The organism is Micromonospora humidisoli (assembly GCF_016900955.1).
In the GTDB taxonomy this organism is placed as follows: Bacteria; Actinomycetota; Actinomycetes; order Mycobacteriales; family Micromonosporaceae; genus Micromonospora; species Micromonospora wenchangensis.
The window spans coordinates 74,107-98,137 of the sequence record NZ_JAFEUO010000009.1 but is presented as its reverse complement, the minus strand read 5'-3'; the positions used below and the strand labels follow the sequence as shown (position 1 = coordinate 98,137).

Annotated in this window: 17 protein-coding genes; 12 read left to right on the top strand and 5 right to left on the bottom strand. The window is 73.8% G+C overall.

Annotated elements, in window-relative coordinates; all coding sequences use genetic code 11:
- Together JQN84_RS27845 and JQN84_RS27840 are read right to left on the bottom strand one after the other, a co-directional pair.
- Entirely contained in the window at positions 1-7,488 is a 7,488-nt protein-coding gene (locus tag JQN84_RS27845) for a type I polyketide synthase (protein WP_204961531.1), read from the bottom strand.
- Positions 7,489-8,222: 734 nt separating this feature from the next.
- Positions 8,223-8,825, bottom strand: coding sequence for a TetR/AcrR family transcriptional regulator (locus JQN84_RS27840; protein ID WP_204961530.1), 603 nt, complete (start codon positions 8,823-8,825; stop codon positions 8,223-8,225).
- 74 nt (positions 8,826-8,899) lie between these two features.
- Between JQN84_RS27840 and JQN84_RS27835 the strand changes: the two genes are divergently transcribed.
- The 4 genes from JQN84_RS27835 to JQN84_RS27820 all read left to right on the top strand — a co-directional run bounded on the left by JQN84_RS27835 (position 8,900) and on the right by JQN84_RS27820 (position 12,690).
- Positions 8,900-10,009, top strand: a complete 1,110-nt coding sequence (locus JQN84_RS27835) for an FAD-dependent monooxygenase (protein WP_204961529.1) — start codon at positions 8,900-8,902, stop codon at positions 10,007-10,009.
- Positions 10,010-10,091: 82 nt separating this feature from the next.
- Complete coding sequence (locus JQN84_RS27830) at positions 10,092-11,222, top strand: sensor histidine kinase (protein WP_204961528.1); 1,131 nt, start codon at positions 10,092-10,094, stop codon at positions 11,220-11,222.
- Positions 11,219-11,890: a response regulator gene (locus JQN84_RS27825; protein ID WP_204961527.1), complete on the top strand. Its 672-nt coding sequence runs from the start codon at positions 11,219-11,221 to the stop codon at positions 11,888-11,890. Before JQN84_RS27830 ends, JQN84_RS27825 begins: the two co-directional genes overlap by 4 nt.
- A 131-nt stretch (positions 11,891-12,021) precedes the next feature.
- Positions 12,022-12,690 (top strand): DUF2306 domain-containing protein, encoded by a 669-nt coding sequence (locus JQN84_RS27820; RefSeq protein ID WP_204961526.1) that lies wholly within the window; start codon positions 12,022-12,024, stop codon positions 12,688-12,690.
- Between the two features lie 22 nt (positions 12,691-12,712).
- Here JQN84_RS27820 and JQN84_RS27815 read toward each other — a convergent pair whose 3' ends face one another.
- Complete coding sequence (locus JQN84_RS27815) at positions 12,713-13,276, bottom strand: class I SAM-dependent methyltransferase (RefSeq protein WP_204961525.1); 564 nt, start codon at positions 13,274-13,276, stop codon at positions 12,713-12,715.
- Between the two features lie 269 nt (positions 13,277-13,545).
- Here JQN84_RS27815 and JQN84_RS31995 point away from each other — a divergent pair, with 269 nt between their 5' ends.
- The 3 genes from JQN84_RS31995 to JQN84_RS27800 all read left to right on the top strand — a co-directional run bounded on the left by JQN84_RS31995 (position 13,546) and on the right by JQN84_RS27800 (position 16,142).
- Entirely contained in the window at positions 13,546-14,646 is a 1,101-nt protein-coding gene (locus tag JQN84_RS31995; RefSeq protein WP_204961524.1) for a sensor histidine kinase, read from the top strand.
- A gap of 8 nt (positions 14,647-14,654) precedes the next feature.
- Positions 14,655-15,293 carry a response regulator gene (locus JQN84_RS27805; protein WP_204961523.1) on the top strand — a complete coding sequence of 213 codons (639 nt, stop codon included), beginning with the start codon at positions 14,655-14,657 and terminating at the stop codon, positions 15,291-15,293.
- A 153-nt stretch (positions 15,294-15,446) separates the two neighbouring features.
- Positions 15,447-16,142, top strand: a complete 696-nt coding sequence (locus tag JQN84_RS27800; RefSeq protein ID WP_204961522.1) for a DedA family protein — start codon at positions 15,447-15,449, stop codon at positions 16,140-16,142.
- Here the strand turns inward: JQN84_RS27800 and JQN84_RS27795 are convergent.
- A complete protein-coding gene (locus tag JQN84_RS27795; RefSeq protein ID WP_204961521.1) occupies positions 16,139-16,729 on the bottom strand; it encodes a DinB family protein in 591 nt (196 codons plus the stop codon). The two genes, JQN84_RS27800 and JQN84_RS27795, sit on opposite strands and share 4 nt — an antisense overlap.
- A 124-nt stretch (positions 16,730-16,853) precedes the next feature.
- Here JQN84_RS27795 and JQN84_RS27790 point away from each other — a divergent pair, with 124 nt between their 5' ends.
- The 5 genes from JQN84_RS27790 (at position 16,854) to JQN84_RS27770 (ending at position 23,211) form a co-directional block, all read left to right on the top strand.
- The gene (locus JQN84_RS27790) at positions 16,854-17,411 is read left to right on the top strand and encodes a hypothetical protein (protein ID WP_204961520.1); all 558 of its coding nucleotides are present in this window, start codon (positions 16,854-16,856) and stop codon (positions 17,409-17,411) included.
- Between the two features lie 233 nt (positions 17,412-17,644).
- Positions 17,645-18,334 carry a response regulator transcription factor gene (locus JQN84_RS27785; protein ID WP_204961519.1) on the top strand — a complete coding sequence of 230 codons (690 nt, stop codon included), beginning with the start codon at positions 17,645-17,647 and terminating at the stop codon, positions 18,332-18,334.
- On the top strand, positions 18,331-20,121 hold the full coding sequence (locus JQN84_RS27780) for a sensor histidine kinase (protein ID WP_204961518.1): 1,791 nt from the start codon (positions 18,331-18,333) through the stop codon (positions 20,119-20,121). Before JQN84_RS27785 ends, JQN84_RS27780 begins: the two co-directional genes overlap by 4 nt.
- 128 nt (positions 20,122-20,249) lie before the next feature.
- Complete coding sequence (locus JQN84_RS27775; RefSeq protein WP_204961517.1) at positions 20,250-22,637, top strand: PEP/pyruvate-binding domain-containing protein; 2,388 nt, start codon at positions 20,250-20,252, stop codon at positions 22,635-22,637.
- A 7-nt stretch (positions 22,638-22,644) separates the two neighbouring features.
- Complete coding sequence (locus tag JQN84_RS27770; protein WP_204961516.1) at positions 22,645-23,211, top strand: TetR/AcrR family transcriptional regulator; 567 nt, start codon at positions 22,645-22,647, stop codon at positions 23,209-23,211.
- Between the two features lie 54 nt (positions 23,212-23,265).
- On the opposite strand, the gene JQN84_RS27765 is transcribed toward JQN84_RS27770, so the two are convergent.
- A complete protein-coding gene (locus JQN84_RS27765; RefSeq protein WP_204961515.1) occupies positions 23,266-23,985 on the bottom strand; it encodes a hypothetical protein in 720 nt (239 codons plus the stop codon).
- Between the last annotated feature and the right edge of the window lie 46 nt (positions 23,986-24,031).

Here is a 24,031-nt window from a genome sequence, read left to right as displayed (position 1 = left end):
TCACCGGCCCGTCAGGAGTTCGTACAGTTCGCCCAGGCGCTGCCCCTGGCGTGCGATGTCGGCGAGGGGAACGTCCCGGCCGAACCGGCGGGCGAAGTCGCCGCGCAGCCGGGCGAAGTCGAGCGAGTCGAGGCCGAGATCGCTGAGCCGCTGCGACTCGTCCCAGCGGTGCACGTACGCACCGAGGAAGTCGCGGATGTGGTCGGCGGTCGGCGGTCCACCCGCCGCGGCGGCCACTGGCCCGGCCCGGTCCGGGGGGCGGTCCTGCGGTGCCTGCTCCCCCAGGTCGTAGGCGGCCAGGTGCAGACCGGTGGTGGTGCCGGCCAGCAACCCGCCGACCACCTGACCGAACAGCCGCAGCGCGGCCCCGGTGGGCAGCGGTGTCTCGCCCGCCGACCGGGCCGCCGCGAGCGCCCGCGCGTTGCCCGCCGCCATTCCCACCTCACCCCAGGTGCCCCAGGCGACGGACGCCACGGCCGGTCCTGCGGCGGGCGTCGCCCACGTCACCGCCGCGTCGAGCCACCCGTTCGCCGCCGCGTAGTTCGCCTGGCCGGCCGCGCCGAACAGCGCACTCGTGGACGAGAAGGCGACCATCCAGCGGGTGCCGGCCACCCGTGCCCACTCGACGAGGCGGTCCCAGGCGAGTTTGGGCGCGAGCACCGCCGGGAGTCGACCGGGGTCGAGATGGCGCACCAGGCCGTCGTCGAGCGCCCCGGCGAGGTGCACCACGCCGGCGAAGCCGCCGAGACGTCCGAGGTCGGCCAGGCCGTCACCGGTGGTGAGGTCCACCCGCGCGAACCGTACGCCGGGCCGCAGTGTGCCCGGGTCCGTCCGGCCGGTGACCACCACCCGGTCGGGGGTGACCCGCTGGTGGTGCAGCAGCCAGTCGGTGACGGCCCCGCCGATGCCACCGGTGCCGCCGACCAGCAGGACGTTGCCGCCCGTGGCGCCCAACGTGCCGGCCGGTAGGTCGGGCTGGTCGATCGGGATACGGCGCGGTGCGAGCAGAACGCCGTCGTGGGCACGCAGATCGGGTTCGGTGAGGCCGGCCGGCAGCTCGGGTGTCGCCTCGTCCGTGTGGTAGCGCAGCACGGTGAGCCCCGCCTCCTCGTGCGGAAGACAGCGGCTCATCGCCGCGGCCAACCCGCCGTACCGGTCGACGGGCAGCACCAGGACCAGCCGACCCCGGGCCTCGACGCCGGCGAGGTGACGCAGCACCGACAGCAGGGCGGCACCACCGTCGTGCGTCGTCGGGCAGTGCAGGACGGCGACAGCCTCCGGGCCGGTCAGCGCCGCCGTCAGCAGTGCGGCGGTCTCCGGCCTGCCGAGTTCAGCCCGCGGCAGGTCCGGGACGGTCGCCGGCCGGACGGCCCCGACCGGCAGCCAGCGGATGTCGTACAGCCGGCCGCCGCTGCTCGACGGTACGAGCCGGTCGAGGAACGCGACCAGGCCGGCGAGGACGTCGGCGCGGTGCCGCACCATGAAGTCGTGACCGCCCTCGTGCCCCCTGGTCTCGACGATCGGGCTCGTCGTGATGTCGGCCCAGCCGTCGGCCGCCCCGGCCGGGAACGACACGTCGGTGCTGCCGTGGTGCACCTGCACGGGGCAGTCGAGGCGTCGACCCCGGACGGCGACCCGGGCGGCGTGCCGGGCGTCGCGGGCCAGGTCCTCGTGCAGCCGGGGCAGCACCTCCGCCTGCCAGCGTGGATCGGCACGCAGCTCGTCCGGCGCCAGGAGGTAGCCCTCGACCGGCAGCTCGTCACCGGGCTGCGGTGCGGTGAGCGGAGCCCGGCCGACCACACACACGGCGTCGACCCGGCCGTCCGCCGCCCAGTGGGCCAGGTCACCGGTGAGCAGGTCGACGACGTGGGAGGCGCCGGAGCTCAGGCCGCAGAACGCGACAGGCGCGTCCCCGGCGTCGGCTTCGATCCGCGCCGCCAGGTCGGCTGCGGTGGGGTCCACGGCGACGACGTCGAGCCAGTCGGGTGCCGTGTGGGCCCAGGAGCGGAACATGTCGGGGGTGCCACCGGCGTACGGGAAGCAGTACAGCCGCACCCGGCCGGCCGGCCGGTCGGCGAACCGGGTCAGCGGGCCCGCGCCGGCTCCGGTCGGGGTCGGCAGGGGGTCGACGTACACCGACGCCTCGGGCCGTGTCCAGTGACTCGTGGGCGCGAACCGGTACGTCGGCAGCGCCCGGCGCACCGCCGGCGGCACGGCGGGAGCGCCGTCGTGGAGCGCGGCGAAGTCGAGGTCGACGCCGTGACACCACAGCTGCCCGAGCGCGCTGAGCAGGCCCGTCTCGTCGTCGGCGGGGTCGGCGAGCGTCGCCAGCGTGCGGGCGGCGGTGTCGGGGTGGGCCGCCAGGCACTTGGCCGACAGCGTGGTCAGCACCGTGCCGGGCCCGATCTCGACGAGGATGTCGGGCTCCCAGCGCAGCAGCGTGTCGACGGACCCGCGCCACCGCACCGGCGCGAGGGCGTGCTCCGCCCAGTACTCGCCGGGCCGGTAGCCGGCGTCGAACCAGGCGCCGGTCACGTTGCTGACGACGGGGACGGCGGGAACCCGTGGTGCGAACCGGCCGGCGGCCTCGGCGAGGCGGTCGGCGACCGGTGCCATCAGCCCGCTGTGGAAGGCGTGCGAGACGGGCAGGGCCCGGCAGGAGAACCCGATGTCGGACAGTTCCGCCGCGGCGGCACGCAACACGGTGGACGGGCCGGAGAGCACCGTCCGGCCGGGGGCGTTCTCGGCGGCCAGCCAGAGGTCGGTACGGCCGGACAGCCAGTGGGCGAGCCGCTGCTCGTCGCCGTGTACACCGAGCATGCCGCCGGCCCCCTGCGGCCCCGGGGCCAGCCGCTCGGTCGCCGTTGCCCGCACCGCCACCAACTCGGCGGCCTCGTCGAGGTCGAGCAGCCCGGACACGGCCGCGGCGGCGTACTCGCCGATGCTGTGTCCGGCCACCGCGACCGGGACGACGCCGACGTCGACGAGGGTGCGCGCGAGGGCGTACCCGACGGCGAAGAGCCCGCACTGGGTCGTCAGCGGGCGGCGCACGGACCTCTCGTCGGCACCGAGGATCAGCTCGCCCGGGTCGACGTCCAGGTGCCCGGCGAGGTGCGCACACGCCTCGTCGAACAGGCGGCGGAACCGGCCGCCGTCGACCCGGCCCCGACCCAGCGAGCGCGCGGTGGCGGCCCGCTGGGATCCCTGTCCGGAGAAGCAGAACGCGACGGTGGCCGGCCGTCCACCGTGGCGCGGCACGGCGGTGCCGAGCGCGGCGGCGGCGGTGGGCCGGTCGATCACGACCGCGGCGCGCCACGGGTGGGACTCCCGGGTGAGGTGCAGCGCCCGGGTCGCGGCGGCGAGGTCACCGTCGGACACCTCGGCCAGGTGGGCGGCGACGGCCGCCGCCTGACGCGGAAACGACTCCTCGTCGCGCGCGGACACGGTCGCCAGCTGCGGTGCGTACCGGAGGGCGTCGTCGCCGGACGCCCGCTCCGCGGTGGGGCCCACGGCGTCGGCACCGACGAACTCCTCCAGGATCACGTGGGCGTTCGTGCCGCCGATGCCGAAGCTGGAGACCCCGGCCCGGCGGGGCAGTTGCCGCTCCGGATCGACCACGGTCCAGGGCCCCAGTGTGGTCCGCACGGTGAACGGCGAACCGTGCGTGTCGACCAGGTCGACCAGCTTCGGATTGAGCGTGTCGTGGTGCACGGTGGGTACCAGGGTGCGGTGGTGCAGGCTGAGCACCGTCTTGATCAGGCCGGTGATGCCGGCGGCGCAGTTGGCGTGCCCGATGTTGCCCTTCACGCTGCCGATCGCGCAGCTCCCGGTGACCGGCTCCGCGCCGTCGCGGTGTTCCTCGAACGCGGCACGCAGCCCGGCGAGTTCGATCGCGTCGCCGACGTGCGTGGCGGTGGCGTGGCACTCCACGTACGAGATCTGGTCGGAGGTGACGCCGGCCATGGCGATGGCGTCGGAGATGCACCGTGCCTGCGCCTGCGCGCTCGGCGCGGTGTAGCCGGCCTTCATCCGCCCGTCGTTGGAGACGCCGTATCCGGTGAGCACCGCCCACACCGGGTCGCCGTCGGCCAGCGCGACATCCAGCCGCTTCAGCACCACCGCACCGACCGCGTCGCCGAACAGGGTGCCGCTCGCCGCCGCGTCGAACGGGCGGACCACGCCGTCGACGCTGCCGACGAGACCCTCCTCGTAGCGGTAGCCGAAGTTCGGGAAGGTGAGCGCCGAGGCGCCGGCCACCGCCATGTCGCACTGGCCGGTGGCGATGGACTGCGCGGCCTGGGCCACGGCGACCAGCGCGCTGCTGCACGCCGACGTCACGGTGACCGCGGGGCCACCGAGGTCGAGCAGGTACGCCACCCGGGTGGCGATGTAGTCCTTCTCGTTGCCGATCTCGGTGAGGAACACCCCGACCGGGTCCAACGGCTCGGTCAGGCCACCGCCACGCAGGTGGTGGATCAGGTAGCCGTCGATGCCGCAGGCCGCGAAGACACCTGTCCGTTCCCGGTAGGGGTTGTCCCGGCGGGCGTAGCCGGCCTGTTCGAGGGCGGTCCACGCGGTCTCGATGAAGACCCGGTGCTGCGGGTCCATCAGGACCGCTTCCCGCTGTCCGATGCCCCAGAACGCGGCGTCGAAGGTGTCCGCGCCGTCGACGAGCTGGGCGGCGGGCACCCATCCGGGGTGGCCCAGGACCTCCTCCGCGACGCCCTTGTGCCGCAGCTGTTGTGGGGTGAGCACGGTGAGCGAGTCGGTGGCGGCGCACAGGTTCGCCCAGAACGTGTCGATGTCGTCCGCCCCGGGGAACCGGCCGGCCATCCCGACGACGGCTATCCGGGTTTCCCCACTGCCCGTGGTCCGGGCCCGCCGGGTCCGCTCGGCGACGCCGGTCCCGCCCGCGCAGCGGGCGGCCATCATCCGCAGCGTCGGGGCCTGGAAGATGTCGACGACCGGGAGCGCGATCCCGAACCGGCTGGCGAGCACCCCCGAGAGGCGCGCGGCGCTGAGGGAGTCGCCGCCCACGGCGAAGAAGCTGTCGTCGATGCCGGGTGTGCTGCCGAGCACCTCCCGCCAGGCGGCGGCGATCCGCCGCTCGACGGAGTTGAGCGGGTCGGCGGCCGTCTCCTCGGGCACCGGCGCGGCGGGCGGGGGCGGCAGCGCGGTCAGGTCCAGCTTGCGGGCGTCGCCGCCGCTGACCGGCATCGCGGCGAGGCCGACGAGGTGTCGCGGCCGGGCGTATTCGGGCAGTTCGCGGGCGGCCCGGCGGCGCAGTCGGGCGAGCACGGTCGGCGTCGGTTCACCGGTGGCCCCCTGCACGTAGGCGACGAGTTCGGCGGGTTGACCGGTGCGCCGGTCGGGCACGGGCCGCACCACGACGCGGGCGACGCCGTCCTCCTCGGCGAGCACGTGTTCGACCGTGCGCAGCGAGACCTTGAAGCCCCGCACCTTCACCACGTCACCGGTCCGACCCAGCACCTCCCACTCGCCGTCGGGGCGCAGCCGGGCGCGGTCGCCGGTGCGGTAGAACGTGGACGTGGCGAACGGGGTGCCGGCGAACACGTCGGGGGCGGCCACGAACCGCTCGGCCGTCTTCGCGGGATCGTCGAGGTAGCCGGTGGCCACCCCGGGCCCGGCGACGAGCAGTTCACCGACGCCGCCGCGGGGCACCGGTCGACCGGTGTCGTCCAGCAGCACCGCCGCGCTGCCGTCGAGCAGCCGCCCGACGGGCGCGAAGGGGGAGACCGGTCCGTCGCGGGCGGGCACCAGGTCGGCGTACGAGACGTCGAGGCTCTCCCAGGTGCTGTACGCGTTGACCAGCCGGACCCCGGGTGGCATGAGCGCGACCGCCTTGTCGACGATCCTGGTGGGCACCACCTCGCCCATCAGGAACACGATCTCCATGTGGGCCAGGTCGCGGGCCACGGCCGGTCCGGTGAGCGGGTGGTCGAGCAGACCCTCGAACAGGGAGGGCGTCACCACGATCCGGGTGATCCGCTGCTCGTGCAGGGTGGCCAGGAGGCGTACCGGGTCGACGATGTGGTCGTCCGGGATGATGACGGCCGGGCGGCCACTGAGCAGGGGACGTAGGCATTCCCATGCGAGAAAGACGTGGAGTCCGTCGCGCGACCCTGCGGTGTACGGGTAGCGGGCCTCCCGCGCGTCGAAGCAGTACAGGCAACCGAGATGGGTGTTGAGGACGGCCTTCGGTGTGCCGGACGTGCCGCTGGTCATCGAGATCAGGGCGATGTCGTCCGGGGCGGCCCGGCCGAGGACGGGTACGGGGCCCGGGGCCGGCGTCGCGTCCAGCACCAGGGTGGGGTATTCCGTCGGCACCGTCGCGGCGAGCTGCGGCGTGGTGACGACCATCCGGACCTGGGCGCTGGCCAGGAACTGGGCGAGCAGGGTGCCGGGCCAGTTCTGCTCCAGCAGGCAGGCCGGCGAGCCGAGACCGAAGCAGGCGAGCAGGGCCACCGGGTACTCGGCGGTGTGGGGCAGCAGCAGGCCGACGACGTCGCCCGCCCCGACACCGCGTGCGGCCAGCGCACCGGCGACCGCGGTGGCGTGGTCGCGCAGCTCCCGGTAGGTCCACCGGCGCGGGGTCTCCAGCAGCGCGAGAGCGTCCGGGGTCGCGTCGACGCGCGCCTCGAAGCGCTGCCAGACGCTCTCGGCGGGCGGGGGGTACGGCGGCCCGGCGAGTACGACGCTGGGGCCGACCGCGGCCCGCACCGCGTCGAGGCGGTCGGTGATGTCGGCGAGGAGGGGGGCGCGCTCACCCAGGGTGAAGAAGTGCCCGCCGGCGAACGTCCGGAGGTCGGGTGTCCTGCCGAGATCGGTGCTCCAGCCGGCGAGTTCGGCGGCGGTGACCGTCGGGTCGTCGGTGCCGGCGTAGACGACGCAGGAGATCTCCTCCGGCAGCGCGCCTGCCGGGGCGACGGCGGCCTCGTCGAGGGCCAGGTCGGCGCGGAGCGGGGGCAGCATCAGGGCGAGCAGGTCCGGATCGGCCAGCAGGTCGGCGGGGACCAGCCCCCACTGTCGTACCAGGTGGACGAGGTCGTCGTCAGGGAGGTCGACTGTCGGTCGCGCCGGCGGCAGGTGCGGTGCGCGGTGCGCGGACAGCATCAACAGCCGGGGCACGCGCAGTCCGCGCTCCGCGAGCCTGCGGCACACCTCGAACGCGACGAGCGCCCCGAAGCTGTGCCCGAAGAACGCGAACGGGGCGCCGTCGTCCAGTCGGTCGACGAGGGTGACGAGGTCGTCGACCAACCGGGCGCGGTCGGTGTAGGAACGGTGGTCGGTGACGCCGGCCGGGTGCCGTTGGTCGGCGGGGGTGCGTCGCTGACCCCGGTCCGGCAGCGCGAAGCTCACGACCTCGACGTCGGCGGGCAGGCCGGCCGGCCATTCGGCGAAGCTCTGCGGACCGCCGCCGGCGTGGGGGAAGGCGAACAACCGCAGTGCCACGTCGTCGCGTCGCACGAAGACAATGGGCTCGACGTCAATGTTTACCGAAGAGCCCCCACTGACGACTGACACCCAACGGTCCCCGTTTTCATCGACGCCAAGCTATACCGAGCCACAGTAGACGGAGCCGACTACGGCCGCAAGATGCACCACGCAATACCGGATCGGAACAGCTTTTGGCATTCACATGTCACGGGTCACAGTTCACCTGCCGGAAACACAGGAATATCTATTCAACCTATCGGCAAAATAGATATTGGAGTCTTGTTTGCGCCGCTCATCAACCTTGACGCCGATGTCATGCCGCCGTTGACAGACCCCTCCCGCCAGCGTGGAAGCAAATTCCGTTCCGTGGAATTCCCGCGCCCAGGACGGATACCGCGTGCCGCCGCAGCCCGGCCGCAGATCGGCTCGACACGCGACCGGCATCCGGACCAGGCGCAGTCCACACCGGAATCGACATTTCGGGGGGATGGCCGGCAATGGGCGCACCCAAACGCCGGCAGCGACCCCAGCCGGGTAAAACGGACGTTAATCCCGCACTGTTCCGGCCCAGCGGAATTCGCCCATCCGACACCGGTCGGCGGCAGGTCGGGGCACCGGGACGGCACCGCGCGGCCGATCGGCGTCGGTCCCACCCCGGCCCTGCTGCGGCGCCGCTCGCGGTCGGGGCCGGCTGCGCCGGCGGGAACGGGCCCGGCGACGAAGGGTCGAGACGGAGGCGATTCAGGCCCTGGCCGGGATGCGACTCAGGGCCGGGGCGTCCACGGGCGCAGGGCGACCTCGGTGGCCTGCTGGAGGGACGCCCGGATCGTGGCCGGGTCGGCGCGGCGGCGCGGGTCCTCCAGGAGCGTGGTCAGGGCGGCGGTGGCCGCGCCGACGAACGCGCCGACCAGGGCGGCGGCGCTGACCTCGTCGAGGCGGTCGGGATAGGCGGCGGCGAGGTGCCGGGCGATCTCGCGTTGACTCTCCCACTGCAGCTGCAGGGCCCGACCCCGGACGGCGGGCACCTCCATGGTCAGCCGGATCCGCAGCGCGGCGAGCGGACCGGTCATGTCCCCGCTCTCGTCGTTGGCCTGCCGCAGCGCACGCAACAGCACCTCGGCCGGTTCCTCGTCCGGCGACCGGCCGGCGATGGCCTCGACCGCGACGCGCACCCGACGGTCGGCCTCCGGGAAGAGCAGATCCTCCTTGCTCGGGAAGTAACTGAAGAAGGTACGGGTGCCGATGTCGGCGGCGGCGGCGATCTCGGCGATGGTGGTCGCCTCGTAGCCCTGGCGTCCGAACAGGTCGACGGCGGCGTCGACAAGCGCTTGGCGGGTGCGGGCCCGCTTGCGGTCGCGGAGGGACATCGGCACACCGTACCGCACCGAACGCAAATCTGCACTCATTGCATTTCTGCACTGAGTGCGGAAAAGTTCGGGTCATGCGTACCGTACTCGTCTCCGGGGCCGGCGTGGCCGGCCCGACCCTCGCCTACTGGCTGGCCCGCGCGGGATGGCGGCCCACGGTGGTCGAACGCGCGGCCGGGCAGCGCTCCAGCGGCAACCCGGTCGACGTCCGCGGACCGGCCCTGCCGGTGGTCGAACAGATGGGTCTGGTGGACGCTCTGCGGGCGGCGGCCACCCACGCCACCGGCCTGCGGATCGTCGACCCGGCGGGTCGGCCCGGTCGCCGCATCGCGATGCCCGCCACCCGCAGCCCGACCGGCACCACGGAGATCGAGGTGCCCCGCGCCGACCTCGCCCGCATCCTGCACGACGCGGCCCGCGACGACGCCGAGTTCCGGTACGACGACACCGTCACCCGACTCGACCAGGACCCCGACGGGGTGGACGTCACCTTCGCCACCGGCCCGCCCCGCCGGTTCGACCTGGTCGTCGGCGCGGACGGGCTGCACTCGACGGTCCGCCGGCTCGCCTTCGGCCCGGAGCGCGACGTCGTCCGCCACCTCGGCCTCTACGTGGCCACCACACCGCTCGGCGAGGCACCGGAGCACCCCCACGACGTCCTGCTGCACAACACACCGGGCCGGCTCGTCGCGATCCACCCGGTCCGGGGCGAGGCGGGGGTCGCCTTCATCTTCCGGCACCCCGCCGTCGCCGACTTCGACCACACCGACACGGCCCGGCACCGGCAGATCCTCACCGACGCGTACGCCCGGGAACGTGGCTGGCGGATCCCCGAGCTGCTGGCCCGGGCCCGACAGGCCGACGACCTCTACTTCGACGCGGTCACCCGGGTGGTGCTGCCGTCCTGGTCCACCGGGCGGGTGACGCTGCTCGGCGACGCGGCGGCCTCGGTGTCGTTGTTCGGCGACGGGTCGAGCCTGGCCATCGCCGGGGCCCGTACCCTGGCCGCGGCCCTCGCCGGGAACGAACCCGCCGCCGCCCTGCGCCGCTACGAGGCCGAGCACCGACGCCGCACCGACCGGCGCGGGCGGACCACCGGCCTCGTGGCGGCGGTGCTGGTCCCGAGGAGCCGCCCGGGGGTCGCCGTCCGCAACGCGCTCGCCCGGTTGCTGCCGGCCGGCTGACCCCCGGAGGGCACCCCCGCGATGCTTCCCACCCGCGCCGCCGGGGCACCGGACGGATGCCCGCCGCCCGTACGATTTCCCTGTGCGCGAGCTGCTGCGGTCCTGGTGGCGTGAGCCCCGCCCGGCGCGTCCGGAACCACCCGGGTGGCGTGACGGGACGCTGGTCGCCCTGCTGGTGGCGGCGGCGCTGGTGGAGGGGCTCATCCGGTGGGGCAGCCTGCCGCAGCCGGCGGCCGTGCCGGTCCTGATCGGCGTCGGTCTCGCCCCGGTCCTGCTGTGGCGGCGGAGCCGGCCGCTGCTCGTGACGCTTGTCGCCTTCCCGGTCTGCGCCGTGGGCGAGATCCTCGTCGGTGGCGACCTCGGCCTGCACACGCTTGCCTACCTGCTGCTGGCGGTGTCCGCGCTGACCCGCTGGGGGTCGGGGCGGGAGGTCGGATTCGGCGTGGCCCTCGTCGCCGCGAAGATCACCTGGTCGACCGTGGTCGGTCACCTCGGCCCGGACGACGCCCTCGCGGGGGCCGGGGTGGTCGCGGCGGCCCTCGCGGTCGGGGCCGCGCTGCGCTGGCGGGAACGGGCCCGGCGACGGGAGGTCGAGCAGGTGACGCTGCGCGAGCGGGAACGGCTGGCCCGCGACCTGCACGACACGGTCGCCCACCACGTGTCCGCGATAGCCGTCCGGGCCCAGGCCGGGCTCGCCCTGATGCAGACCCATCCCCCGGCCGCCGCTGAGGCGTTGCGGCTGATCGAGACGGAGGCGAGCCAGGCGCTGACCGAGATGCGCGCCCTGGTCCGGGCCCTGCGCCGCGACGAGCCGGCCGACCGGCTGCCGAGCCCCCGCATCGCCGACCTGCGGCAGTTGGCGGGTCGGACCGGTGACGGGCCGGCCGTCGAGGTGGACCTGGTCGGCGACCTGGACGGCCTGCCGGCCCCGGTGGCGGCCACGATCTGCCGGCTGGCCCGGGAGTCGGTCACCAACGCCCGCCGGCACGCCCGGGACGCGACCCGGATCACCGTCCGGGTGGTGGCCGACGGGGAGACGGTGCGGCTGCGGGTCAACGACGACGGTGTCGGCCCCCCGGCACCCGGACGCGACGGCTACGGGCTGGTCGGGATGCGGGAACGGGCCCACCTGCTCGGCGGCTCGCTCGACGCCGGCCCCGAGGAGGACCACGGGTGGACGGTCACCGCCGCACTGCCCCGGGCCGTGGCATGAACGGCGGGACCCGGGTACGGGTGCTCGTGGCCGACGACCAGGAGATCGTGCGGACCGGGCTGGCGATGATCCTCGCCGCCCAACCCGACGTCGAGGTGATCGGCGAGGCGGCCACCGGGCAGCGGGCGGTCGAGCTGGCCCGGCGGCTGCGCCCCGACGTGTGCCTGTTCGACATCAGGATGCCCGGCGTGGACGGGATCGAGGCGACCCGGCTGCTGGCCGGGCCGGGGGTCGCGGACCCGATGGCGGTGGTGGTCATCACGACCTTCGACCTGGACGAGTACGTCTACGCCGCGCTGCGCGCCGGCGCCCGGGGCTTCCTGCTCAAGGACTGCGGCCCGGCCCTGCTCGCCCAGGCCGTCCACGCGGCGGCCGCCGGGGACGCGCTGATCGCGCCGCAGGTCACCACCCGGCTGCTCCGGGCGTTCGCCGACGCCGGCCCGGCCACCCCGCCCCGCCAGCCGGTCGAGCGGCTGACCGACCGGGAGGAGCAGGTGTTGGGCGCGGTGGCCCGGGGACGCACCAACACCGAGATCTCCGCCGAGCTGCACATCACGCTGAGCACGGTCAAGACGCACGTCGCCAGCCTGATGGCGAAGCTGGGTGCCCGTAACCGGGTCGAGGTCGCGATGTGGGCGTACGAGACCGACCGGCTGCGCGGCGGCTGAGGCCGACCTCCGCCGATTCCCTCCATGGTGGATGGCCGCCGAAAGTACGGTCGACGAACCCGACCATCGGCCGGCACGACGGCGGCCCGTGGACCGATGAGCCGGCCGGGTCAGGTCGCCATGCTCGGATCATGACGACGCGACGACGGGACTGGCCCCTCCTCACCGGGCTCATCGCGCTCAGCGCGCTGCCCACCCTCGGCAGCGCGCTGCGGGTGGCCGCCCTCGCCGGTGGGGCCGAGGTGACCGCCGCCAACGAACGTTTCTTCGCCGCGCCGGTCCCGGTGCTGCTGCACATCGCCGCCGCCGTCACGTTCAGCCTGCTGGGGGCGTTCCAGTTCGCCCCGGGGTTCCGGCAGCGTCACCGGGCCTGGCACCGCCGGGCGGGCCGGGCGCTTGTCGTTTGTGGACTGGTGGTGGCCGCGACCGGTTGGTGGATGAACGCCACCTATCCGCTGCCAGCCGGCGACGGCCCGCTGCTCATGGTGCTGCGCTACCTGTTCGCCGCCGGCATGTTCGTCGCCGTCGCCCTCGGTTTCGTGGCCGTCCGGCGGCGACGGCTACCCCAGCACCGGGCCTGGATGATGCGGGGCTACGCGATCGCGCAGGGCGCGGGCACCCAGGGCGTGCTGCTGTCGACCTGGGCGCTGGCGGTGGGGCCGACGACCGAGCTGTCCCGGGCGCTGCTCATGGGGGCGGCCTGGACGCTCAACCTGCTCGTCGCCGAGTGGCTGATCCGCAGGCGGCGGCCCGGCACGGTCCCGGCGACCCACCCGGCGACGTTCGCCGCCACCGGCTGAGCGGCCGGGTGGAGGTGCCGGGTCAGGCCGCCCCGGGCCGGCGCAGGTGCCAGACGCGTGCCGGTGGCAGGTTACGCCAGACGGTACGCTGCCCGGTGGCGTAGGCGCGCTGGTAGGACCGCATGACGCTGTCGACGGCGGCGTGCCGACGGGCCTCGGCGGAACCGGCGAAGACCCGCCTCGCCGGGCGGGTGCCCCGATAGGCGAAATACGTCAGTGAGCCGCCCGGCCGCAGCAGCCGGACGAACCGCGCCATGATTCCGGACACCTGCGCGGGATCGAAATTGGTCATCGGTAGGCCGGAAACGATGACGTCGTACGTCCGAGAGGTTCGATATTCCTCGATTTCCGTACGGTGGATGTCGACGGACACCGTGGCGGTGCGGACGGTGTCACGCAACCGGGCGACGAATGTCGGACTGACCTCGACGAGGTCGAGACGACTGGCCGGGGGCAGCACGTCGAGAATGGTCCGGGTCACCGCGCCGGTGCCGGCGCCGACTTCGAGCACTGTCAGCGGGCCGCCGGAGCGGTCACGTATCGGGTGGACGAGTGCCCTGGCCAGAGCCCTGCTGCTGGGTGCCACGGCGCCGACGGCGCGGGGATGGCGAAAAGCCTCGACACAGAAGGAAAAGGGGCTCCGGGTTCCGGTGGCCGCTGCATTGTCGCGGTTCATGGAGGACGACGCTATGAGCGTTCCACCCTGCCGTGATCCGTCGAATTCCGCTCTGCTCCCCCTACTTTCGTGGGGGATGGGACGTGGCCGGAAGTGGGCGGTCCCGACCTGCCCGGCTGCCTAGGATCATGGGCGTGGTCGCATTCCCGGCAGGAACACGGATCGGACGTTTCGTCCTGGTGGCGTGGTTCACGGCCCTGACGGTGAACAACGCGGTCCTCACCACCACGGGGCGGGAACGGGTCGTCGCCTGTGTGCTCCTCCCGGTCTGTGCCGTCGCCCTCCTGGTGCGCCGGCTGCCCTGGTTCGCCGCCCCGGCCCTGCTGTTCGCGACGGCGGCGCTGCTGGGCGTGTCGACCCCGCTCCTGCTGGTCTGCGTAGCGGTCTACGACCTGACGGTGGACCGTCGCGCCCGGGTGGCGGTCGCCGGGTTCGCCGGTGTGCTGGTGGTCAACGCCGTCGTCGAGCTGGCCACCACCTCGCGCTGGGTGGCGTACGACTATGTCCCGGCAGCGATCCTCGCCCTGTTGTCGCTGGTCATCGGGCTGTGGCGAGGCAGCCGGCAGCGTAACCTGCAACTGCTCGCCAACCAGGTCGAACACCTGCGGGTCGAGGCGACGTTACGGGAGGAGGCCGCCCGTAGCCAGGAACGTTCCCGGATCGCCGCGGAGATGCACGACGTGCTGGCCCACCGGCTGAGTCTGATCGCCCTGCACACAGGCGTGCTCGTGGCCCGTGGCGACGAGCTTCCCGAGCGGGTCACCGACCGGTTGCGGCTCCTGCGGGCCACCTCCACCGCCGCGATGGCCGACCTCCGCGACGTGCTCGGGGCGCTCCAGGTGCCGGCGACCGCCGCCGTGACGGCCCCCGTGCCGGGCCAGGTACGGCACCTCGTCGACGAGTCACGGTCGGTGGGCCAGTCGGTCGACCTGGTGATCGAGGGTAGTGCGGACGAGGTGCCCACCACGCACCGGCTCGGCGTGTACCGGGTGGTGCAGGAGGCGCTGACCAACGCCCGGAAACACGCGGCGGGCGCGGCCACGACGGTGCACATCGACTACCGGCCGCCGGTCACCACGGTCGAGGTCACCAACACCGGCGGCACGGCGGCACCGGACCGGGTCCCCTCCGGGTACGGGCTCGTCGGTCTCCGCGAACGGATCACCGCCCTCGGCGGCCGGTTGCAGACCGGGGCGACCGGTGTCGGCGCCTGGCGGGTCCATGCCGAGATCCCGCACCCACCCCGCCCGCACACCCCGACGGACGGGCCGACACCGTGATCCGCGTCATGATCGTCGACGACGACGCCCTGGTCCGGCTCGGCCTGTCGGACCTGCTGGAGGGTGACCCGGAGATCACCGTCGTGGCCCAGGCCGCCGACGGCGTCGAGGCCGTCGAGAAGGCGGCCGCCGGGCAGGTCGACATCGCGCTGATGGACGTCCGGATGCCACGCCTGGACGGCATCGCCACAATCGCCGAACTACGCAGGCTGCCGCGCCCGCCCCGGATCATCACGCTGACCACGTTCGACCTCGACGACTACGTGTACCGGGCGCTCGCCGCAGGCGCGGACGGATTCCTGCTCAAGGACACCGATCCGGCCGAGATCCTACGCGCCGTGCACCTGGTGGCGGCCGGCTCGGCCATGCTGCATCCCGCTGCCGCCCGCCGCCTGATCGACCGCTACCACGCCACGACCACGCCGCAGTCCGCCGCCGCGCAGTCGCGCATCAAGCGGCTCACCCCGCGGGAACGCGACGTCCTCGTCCTACTCGCCAGGGGTGACACCAACGCCGACATCGCCGAACGCCTCGCCATGCGGGAGAGCACGGTCAAGGCACACGTCAGCCGCATCCTGGCCGCCCTCGACGTCACCAACCGGGTGCAGGCCGCGCTGCTGGCCCGCGACGCCGGCCTGGGCAGGTGAGGGCGGGCCGCCCCCTACTTTCGTCGGGGATCACCGTCGCAGAACGGCAGGTTCCCCCGGCGACGCCGATGGCTAGCGTCGAACCATGACCGCAACCGCCACCCGGGGCGACGCCGTGACAGCGGCCCCGCACGCCGTCCGGACCGGCCCCCGATGACGGACCGGCTTGCCGACGTGCTCGGCGGGGTACCCGCACCGGCCGCCTACACGCTCCTGGCAGCCGCCCTGCTGATCGAGTCGAATCTCCTGTTCGGGGTCTTCGTACCCACTCTCACGTTGATGGTCACCGCCGGAGCGCTGGCCGGTGCCGGACACCTCGACCTGCCGGTGGTCGTCGCCGTCGCCGCCGGCTCCGTGGTGACGGCCGACCTGATCGGCTATGCCGTGGGCAGCCGGCTGGGAGGCCGGCTCCGCACCAACCGGATCGGCCGGATGATCTCTGCGGTCGCTTGGGCCCGCGCGGAGTCGGTCATGCACCGGCACGGCGGCCGGGCGGTCGCGGTGGCGCGGTTCGTCCCGCTGCTGCGGACCCTGGTGCCGCACCTGGCCGGGGCGACCGGGGTGCCGTACCGGCGGATCGCCCCGTACAGCGTCGGCGCCGCCGTCACCTGGGCCTGCGTGGAGGCTGGCGGCGGCTACCTGGCCGCCCACTCGATCCATTGGATGTCCACCCCGGTCATGGTGGCCGTCCTGGCAGTCATCGGCATCGGTGCCCTGGTCGTGGCTGCCCGTAGGCGGCGAGGTGTCGGCGATCCGGCCGTGACCGCCCCGGGGCGGCACGGCGTTCACCCGCCCGACCACGGCACCCGGGCGTCGGTCGCCCCGGCGGGGACGCCGCCGCAGGTCTAGGCGAACCGGTCGGCGAGCGCGGTCAGCTTGGCGACGTACGCCGGCCACTGCTGGTCGTCGATGACCTGCGGGTTCTCCCGCCGCCAGCCGACCGTCGCGTCGTGTTGCTCGCGCATGATGTCGGCGTGGCCGGCGTGCCGGGCGAGATCGCAGGTCACGTGGATGATGATCTGGTGCAGGGTCACGTCGTGGTGCCCCGGCCGCCACCACGGCACCCGCCCCGGCGCGTCGAGCGGCAACTCGGCGATCGTCTGGTCGGCGAACCCGGCCACCCGGCGGTACAGGTCGATCAGGCCGTCCTTCGTCTCGTCCGCCCGCGCGTACCAGTCCGCCTGCGGTTCCTCGTCGTACGCGGCCATGGGGACCAGTTCGTCGGGCGACGGGAACTCCCGGCCGAAGGTGGGGCCGAAATAGCCGGCCTCGACGTTCAGGCAGTGCTTGAGCAGACCCAGCAGGTTGTTGCCGGTGGGGGTGCGGGGCAGCCGGGCCTCGCGTTCGTCGAGCCCTTCCAGCTTCCACACCAGGTCGTCGCGGGTGGCCTGGAGGTAGTGCCGCAGTGCCGCCTTCGGATCGTCGCGTTCCGTCATGCCCGGCAGTCTCCCCCACCGGTACGACACGAGGGCGGGCCCGTCGCGGCAAACAGCTTCCTGACAGTCGACGGTGATGCTGGGCCCCGGCGAGATCGCCGCAGAGCTGACCGGAGGCGTGACGATGAGGAAGCAACTGATGGCTGCGCTGTGCGGTGGCGTACTGCTGGTCGGCGGGTGCTCGACCGCCGAGGAGGCCCCACCCGCCGCCGGCAGCACCGGTGGGGCGGAGGTGGCCACCCTCCAGACCGGCGCGCCCACCCCCACCGTGTCGGCGACGCCGGCACAGGCCGAGCGGCCACGGGAACGGCTCGACGACACCCCGGAGGACAAGAAGGAACGCCTCAAACCGTACATGAAGTGCCTGAGCGAGCACGGCGTCGACGTCACCAGACGGCGCAGCGACGGCACCGGCGCGGACGGGACCAGCAAGGCGGGCAAGGCGTGTGAGCATCTGATGCCACTGCCGCCGTGGGAGTTCGACCCGGCCAACCCGGAGGCGAAGGACTTCGCCCGGGACGTGGTGAAGTGCCTCAAGGACAAGGGCGTCCGGTACGTCGAGGTGGGTGCCGACGGCACGGGCTGGGCCTTCGGCGGCAAGAACAACGACTCCGAGTCGATCTCCAAGGGGTTGAAGTACTCCCCGGCGTGTGAACGCGAGGTCGCCGCGAAGCGGAAGTAGCCGTACCACCCGGCGGCGTCGCCCTCCCCCGGGCGACGTCGCCGACGGTCGTCCGCTGGCGATCGTGCCAGCGGTTTGTCAGGAACCGGTCAGGACCGGACATGACCTTTTTCTCACGATCGTCGGATCTCCCCGTCACCCGCCCGCCGAGCTGCGCACCGACCGGGAGGTGCCCGGTGTCACCGCCTTCCGCCCGATCCTCGACCCCCCTGACCTGCTCTATATTCCCCAGCATGTGCGCACACGTGATGCTCGCGGAGGACGATCCGCGGCAGGCCGAGGCGCTGCGCCGCTACCTCACCGCAGCGGGCCACCGGGCGACCGTCGTGGCCGACGGCGAGACCGCGCTGCGCCAGGCCCGGGAGCAGGCGTTCGACCTTCTCCTGCTCGACGTGATGCTGCCGAAACTGGACGGCATGCAGGTCTGCCGGATCCTGCGGCAGGAGTCGGACGTGCCGGTGCTGATGCTGACCGCGCGGTCCGCCGAGGACGACCTGCTGCGCGGGCTGGACCTGGGCGCCGACGACTACATGACCAAGCCGTACAGCCCGCGTGAGTTGGTGGCCCGGGTGCGCACCCTGCTGCGGCGGGTGCGTACGACGCCCCAGGAGTCACCGGTGCACCGGCTCGGACGGCTCACCGTCGACGAGTCCCGACGCCTGGTCACCGCCGGGGACACCACGGTCGACTGCACCGCCGGTGAGTTCGCCATCCTCGCCGCGATGATCCGGCAGCCCGGCCGGGTGTTCAGCCGGGTACAACTGCTCGAACACACCCGGGGCGTCGACCGGGAGTCGACCGGACGCACCATCGACGTCCACGTGATGAACCTGCGCCGCAAGATCGAGGCGAATCCGCGCCGGCCGCAGCAGCTGCTGACCGTCTACGGCGTCGGCTACAAGCTCAGCGCCGGCACGCCGTGACCCGGCAGCCACGGGTCCCCCTGCACCGCAGCCTGGTGGTGCGGCTGCTGGCCACCTCGCTGCTGGTGGCGGTCTGCGCGATCCTGGCGACGACCTGGCTGGCCGTGCAGTCGACCACCCGGGCGATCCGGCAGGAACAGGGCCGCTCGCTCGCCGACGACAAGAGCATCTACGACACGCTGCTGGACCACGCGGCGACCCACCGGGACTGGGCCGGGGTCGACGCGGTGCTCGCCGAGCGGGCCGACCGGCTGGAACGGCGGATCACCCTGATGACCCCGGACCGGCAGGTGATCGCCGACTCCGCACCGGACGGCCCGTCGTTGCAGACCGCCCGGCCGTCGGCGACCGTCGACCCGTTGCAGGTCGACCTGGGGCTGACCGGCGGGACCGAGCGGGTCGATCCGCGCGCGGTCGGGCCGTACCGGCTGACCAAGCGGGAGAGCAACACCACCCGGGAGATGGCCGAGCGGCAGCTCGGCTGCGTACGCGCCGAGTCCCGGGCGGACGCGCGGGTCGTGGTGGACCCGGCCGGCCGCGCCTCGGTACAGGTGAGCGACCCGAAGGACCGGGGCATCGTCGGGTTCTGTCTGCCCGACGAGCTGACGAGCCCGATGCCGAGCGAGGTCGCCGGGATCGCCCAGTTGGAGACCCTGACCAAGACCTGCCTGCGGGAGCTGGGCGCACCGACCCGGGTCGAGATCCGGGCCGACCGGACCGCGGTACCGAGCCGCGACACCAGCTTCGACCGACAGATCGACGGCTGCCTGCGGCAGGCCCGGACGGCCCAGCTCCGGGCGTACGTGGCACCCCCGGCGCTGCTGTTCGTCACCGACGAGACACAGGGCGGCGCCGAGCCGGTGTTCAACCTGTCCCGGGCCAACGTGGTCCGCATCGCCCAGGTGACCGGCGCGGTGCTGGTGGCCACCGTGCTGATCACCGTGCTGGTCGGGCGGCGGCTGGTCCGGCCGCTGCGGGCGCTCACCGACGCGACCCGCCAGCCGATGGACGAACCGGCCCGGGTGCCGGTGACCACCCGCGACGAGATCGGCATGCTGGCCACCGCGCTCAACGATCTCGCCGCCCGACGGGAGCAGACCGAGGCGTTGCGCCGGAGCATGGTCAGCGACGTGGCACACGAGTTGCGGACGCCGCTGACCAACATGCGCAGCTGGCTGGAGGCCGCGCAGGACGGTCTGGCGCAGCTCGACACGCAGTTGCTCACCCTGCTGCTCGACGAGGCGCTGCTGCTGCAGCACATCATCGACGACCTGCGTGACCTGGCCGCCGCCGACGCCGGTGACCTGCGTATCCACCGCGAGCCGTACTTCGTGGCCGATCTGCTGGAGCAGGTCGTCGAGGCGCACCGGGGCGCGGCCGAGGCGGCCGGGGTCCGGCTGGGCACCTCGGTGGGCACCGATCTGGAGATGGCGGTCGACGGCGCCCGGCTGCGCCAGATCGTCGGCAACATCGTCGCCAACGCGGTGCGGCACACCCCGGCGGGTGGGTCGGTCGTCGTGCGCCTGGAGGTGCGCGACGACCAGCTCGCCATCGCCGTGTCCGACACCGGCACCGGCATCGCCCCCGCCGACCAGGCGAAGATCTTCGACCGGTTCTGGCGGGCGGACGACTCGCGTACCCGCAGCACCGGCGGCAGCGGGCTCGGGCTGTCGATCGCCCGCAAGCTCGCCGAGGCGCACGGCGGCACGATCGGCGTCGAGAGCGTCCCCGGTCGGGGCAGCACGTTCACCGTCCGGCTGCCGATCGTCGTGCCGGCCCGGGGCTGAGGCCACGCCGCCGTCCGTCCCTTCCGGCTGAGGCCGGCGTGCGGGTGCCGCCGACTTTTACGTTGCAGTTGCACTGCAACCCGCGTACCTTCTTGGCAATGCAGTCGTATTGCAAACGGGAGGCGCAGGTGTCGGTGATCCCCCTGGCGGAGGCACATGCCGGCCTGGTCCCGCTGGTCGGCGGCAAGGCGGCCGGTCTCGGCGAGCTGATCCGCGCCGGCGAACGGGTGCCCGAGGGGTTCTGCGTGACCACCGAGGCGTACCGGGCCGGGGTGGTGCCGCGCGACGAGGTCCGGGCGGCGTACGCGCGGCTGGGCGGCGGGCCGGTGGCGGTGCGGTCGAGCGCGACCGACGAGGATCTGCCGGACGCCAGCTTCGCGGGCCAGCACGACACGGTGCTGGACGTCGAGGGCGAGGCGGACCTGCTGGCGGCGATCGGCACCTGCTGGGAGTCGCTGCACGGCAACCGGGCGGCGGCCTACCGCCAGGCGCGCGGGACCGACCCCGCCGACGTGCGCATGGCGGTGGTGGTGCAGCGGATGGTCGCCCCGGTCCGGGCCGGCGTGCTCCACACGGCGAACCCGGTCACCGGCAACCGCACCGAGATGCTCGTCGAGGTCGCGCCGGGCCCGGGTACGACGGTCGTCGACGGCCGCACCGACGTGACCCGCCTCGTCCTGACCGATCCGGCCCACCGTCCGACCAGCGACGCCGAGGGGCGGCCGGAGCCCGGCTGGCACGACGATCTGTGGGCCGTCGGCAGGCGGCTCCAGGCGCACTTCGGCGCGCCCCAGGACGTCGAGTGGGCCCTCGACCGGGACGGGACCCTGTGGGTGCTCCAGTCGCGTCCGGTCAGCACCCTGTTCCCGCTGCCGCCGCAGACCGACGACCTGCGGGTGTACGTCGAGTTCGGCAACGTGCAGGGGATGTTGCGACCGGTCACCCCGATGGGCATGGCCACGCTCCGCCAGCTGATCGCCGCCATGGTCGCCTCGCTCGGCATGCGGGTGGAGATCGTGGACATCGGCGGGCGGCTCTACGGCGACCTGACCGAGCTGGTCCGCCGACCGGCCAGCCGCCGGCGGCTCGTCCGGCTGATGGCCGTCGATTTCGGGCCGCGCGCCCAGGCGGTGATGGAACACGTCCTGCGCGACCCCCGGTTCGCGCCGTCCGGGCACAACTCCCGCCGCCGCCCGGCCGACGCCTCGCTGGGCACGGCCCTGCGGGCCCTGCGGGGCATCCTGCGGGCGCTGGCGCGACCGGACGCGGCACGGCGGCGGCTGGTCGCGGCCGTCGACCGGCTACGGGACGAGGCGACGGCCCCGCCACAGCTGCGGACGGCCCACGAACGGCTGCGCTTCGTCCGCGACCACGGCGACGGCGGTGCCGCCGACGACATCACCTGGCCGATCGTGGCCGGGATGCTCGCCTCGGCCCTGCCCACCCACCTGCTCAAGGGCGTCGCCACCGAGGACGAGATACACGCCGTGCTGCGCGGCGTCCCGCACAACGTGACCATCGAGATGGACCTCGCGCTGTGGGCGCTGGCCAGCGCCGCCCGCGAGCACCGCGAACTGCTCCTCGACACGCCACCGGCCGAGCTTTCGGCCCGCTACCTGCGGGGTGCGCTCCCCGAGATCGGCCTGTCCGGGTTCCTGTCCCGCTACGGCCACCGCGCGGCGGCCGAGGCCGACGTCGGGGTGCCTCGCTGGGCCGAGGACCCCACCCCGGTCTTCGCGGCGATCGCCAACTACCTACGGCTCACCGACCCCGCGCAGGCACCCGACAGGCGCTTTACCGAGGCCGCCGCAGCAGCCGGGGCCGCGCTCGACGAACTGGCCGCCCGGGTCCACCGACGTCGCCCGGTCCGGGGCCGGATCGCGGTCCTCCTGCTGCGGCGGGCACGACGGCTGGCAGGGCTGCGGGAGGCCGGGAAGTTCGCCGGGCTGTACCGGCTCCGGACCGTACGCGAGCAGTTGCTGCTCATCGGGGCGACGCTGTTCCCGACGGCGGACGACGTCATGTTCCTCACCCTCGACGAGGTCGAGGCGGCCCTCGACGGTGCCGACCTGACCGGGCTGGTCGCCCGACGCCGGGCGACACACCGGCGTGAGCTGCGCCGTCGGGTGGTGCCGGTGGCGCTGCTGTCCGACGGGACCGACGTGGAGAGCACCCTGCCGGCCCCCGCCGACGGGACCGGTGTGCTGCGGGGGGTGGGAGCGGCGACGGGTAGGGTGACCGGCCCGGCCCGGGTGGTCACCGACCCGGCCACCGCGCACCTCGAACCCGGGGAGATCCTCGTGACGGCCACCACCGATCCGGGCTGGACGCCGCTGTTCCTGACCGCCGGGGCGCTGGTCACCGAGACCGGCGCGATCATGGCGCACGGCCCCACGGTGGCCCGCGAGTACGGCATCCCGGCCGTGATCAGCGTGCCGGGCGCCACCGCACGGATCGTCACCGGTCAGCTGGTCACCGTGGACGGCGCGGCCGGCACCGTGACCACGGCACGGTAGGCCCCCGGTGCCCAGGAAGGTCGATCCCCGTCAACGCCGCACGCTGATCGCGGACGCGCTCATGCGGGTCGCCGCCGACCGGGGTCTGGAGGCGGTGAGTCTGCGGCACGTGGCCGCCGAGGCGGGGGTCTCCGCCGGCATGGTGCAGCACTACTTCACCACCAAGGAGGAGATGATGGCCTTCGCGCTGTCCGTCGTCCGTGACCGGGGTCGGGCCCGGGTCGAGGCGGCGGTCGCGGCGCTCGGGCCGGACCCGCAGCCCCGGCTGCTGCTGCGCACCCTGCTTGCGGCGTTGCTGCCGCTGGACGAGGCGGCACGCGCGGACGGGCGGGTGGCGTTGGCGTTTCTCTCCTGGACCGCCCTGCACCCGGCGGCGACCCCCGGCCTGCGGTCGGACACCGCGCAACTGGTGGAGTTCATCGCCGGGCTGCTGCCGCGTCCACCGGCGTCGGACGCCGCGGCGGGACTGCTGGCGCTGGTGGAGGGGCTGGGGGTGTACCTGCTCGGCGGGCAGTACACCCCGGCGCGGGCGACCGCGGTCCTCGACCACCAGTTGGACCTGCTCTTCGCCTGACCCGACGCCGGTCGGGAGCGGGGTGGACGCCGACGGCGTCCACCCCGGGTGACATCAGGTGAGCAGGGCCGGGCGCAGCTCGCCGCCCACGTTGATCGTGCCGACCACCCGGTCACCGGTGAGGTCGAAGACGTCGACCGTCCGGTTGGTGCGCATGAGTTCCCGTACCGACGGCGGCAGCGACGGGGGTTCCTTCATCGCCGCCCGGACGTCCCGGGTGGTCGAGATCAGTCGACCCACCAGCGACGCCCCGTCGTGGTCCACCCGCACCCGGCCGTACTCCCAACCGCAGGTGGTGAGGTCGAGCACCTCGAACAGGCGGGCGAGCAGCGGATGCGGGTCGGTCGCCCGGACGAACTGCGCCGCCCGGGTGCCGACCACCGTGGTGGCGGCGGCGACGTGCACGTACGGGTGCAGGCCGCCGGGCAACGCGAACAGCGGCCAGTGCAGCCGGCCGCCTGCCGCACGCCACAGCGGCCGGTAGTTGCGCCGGTCCACCGGGAACCGCTGACCGGTACGCCGGTACAGCTCCGCCGTCTGGGCCGACAGGTCCGCGTGGGCCGCATCGGCGAACTCACCGACGATCGCCGCCGCCACTGCCAGGCCGTCGCCGTCGTCGAGCAGCCGGATCATCCCCGCCACCTGGTCGGACGGTCGGACGGCCAGGTGCGCGCCGAAGCGTTGCCGCACCTCGGCCGACAGCGCCGCCTGCCGGACCGGATCGTCCTGGACCTGCCGGCCCCCGCCGCCGAGCACCCGCCCGAGCCATCCCATGTCGCCTCGTCTCCGCCGCCGTCACCGACCGCAGCCATGCTAGTGC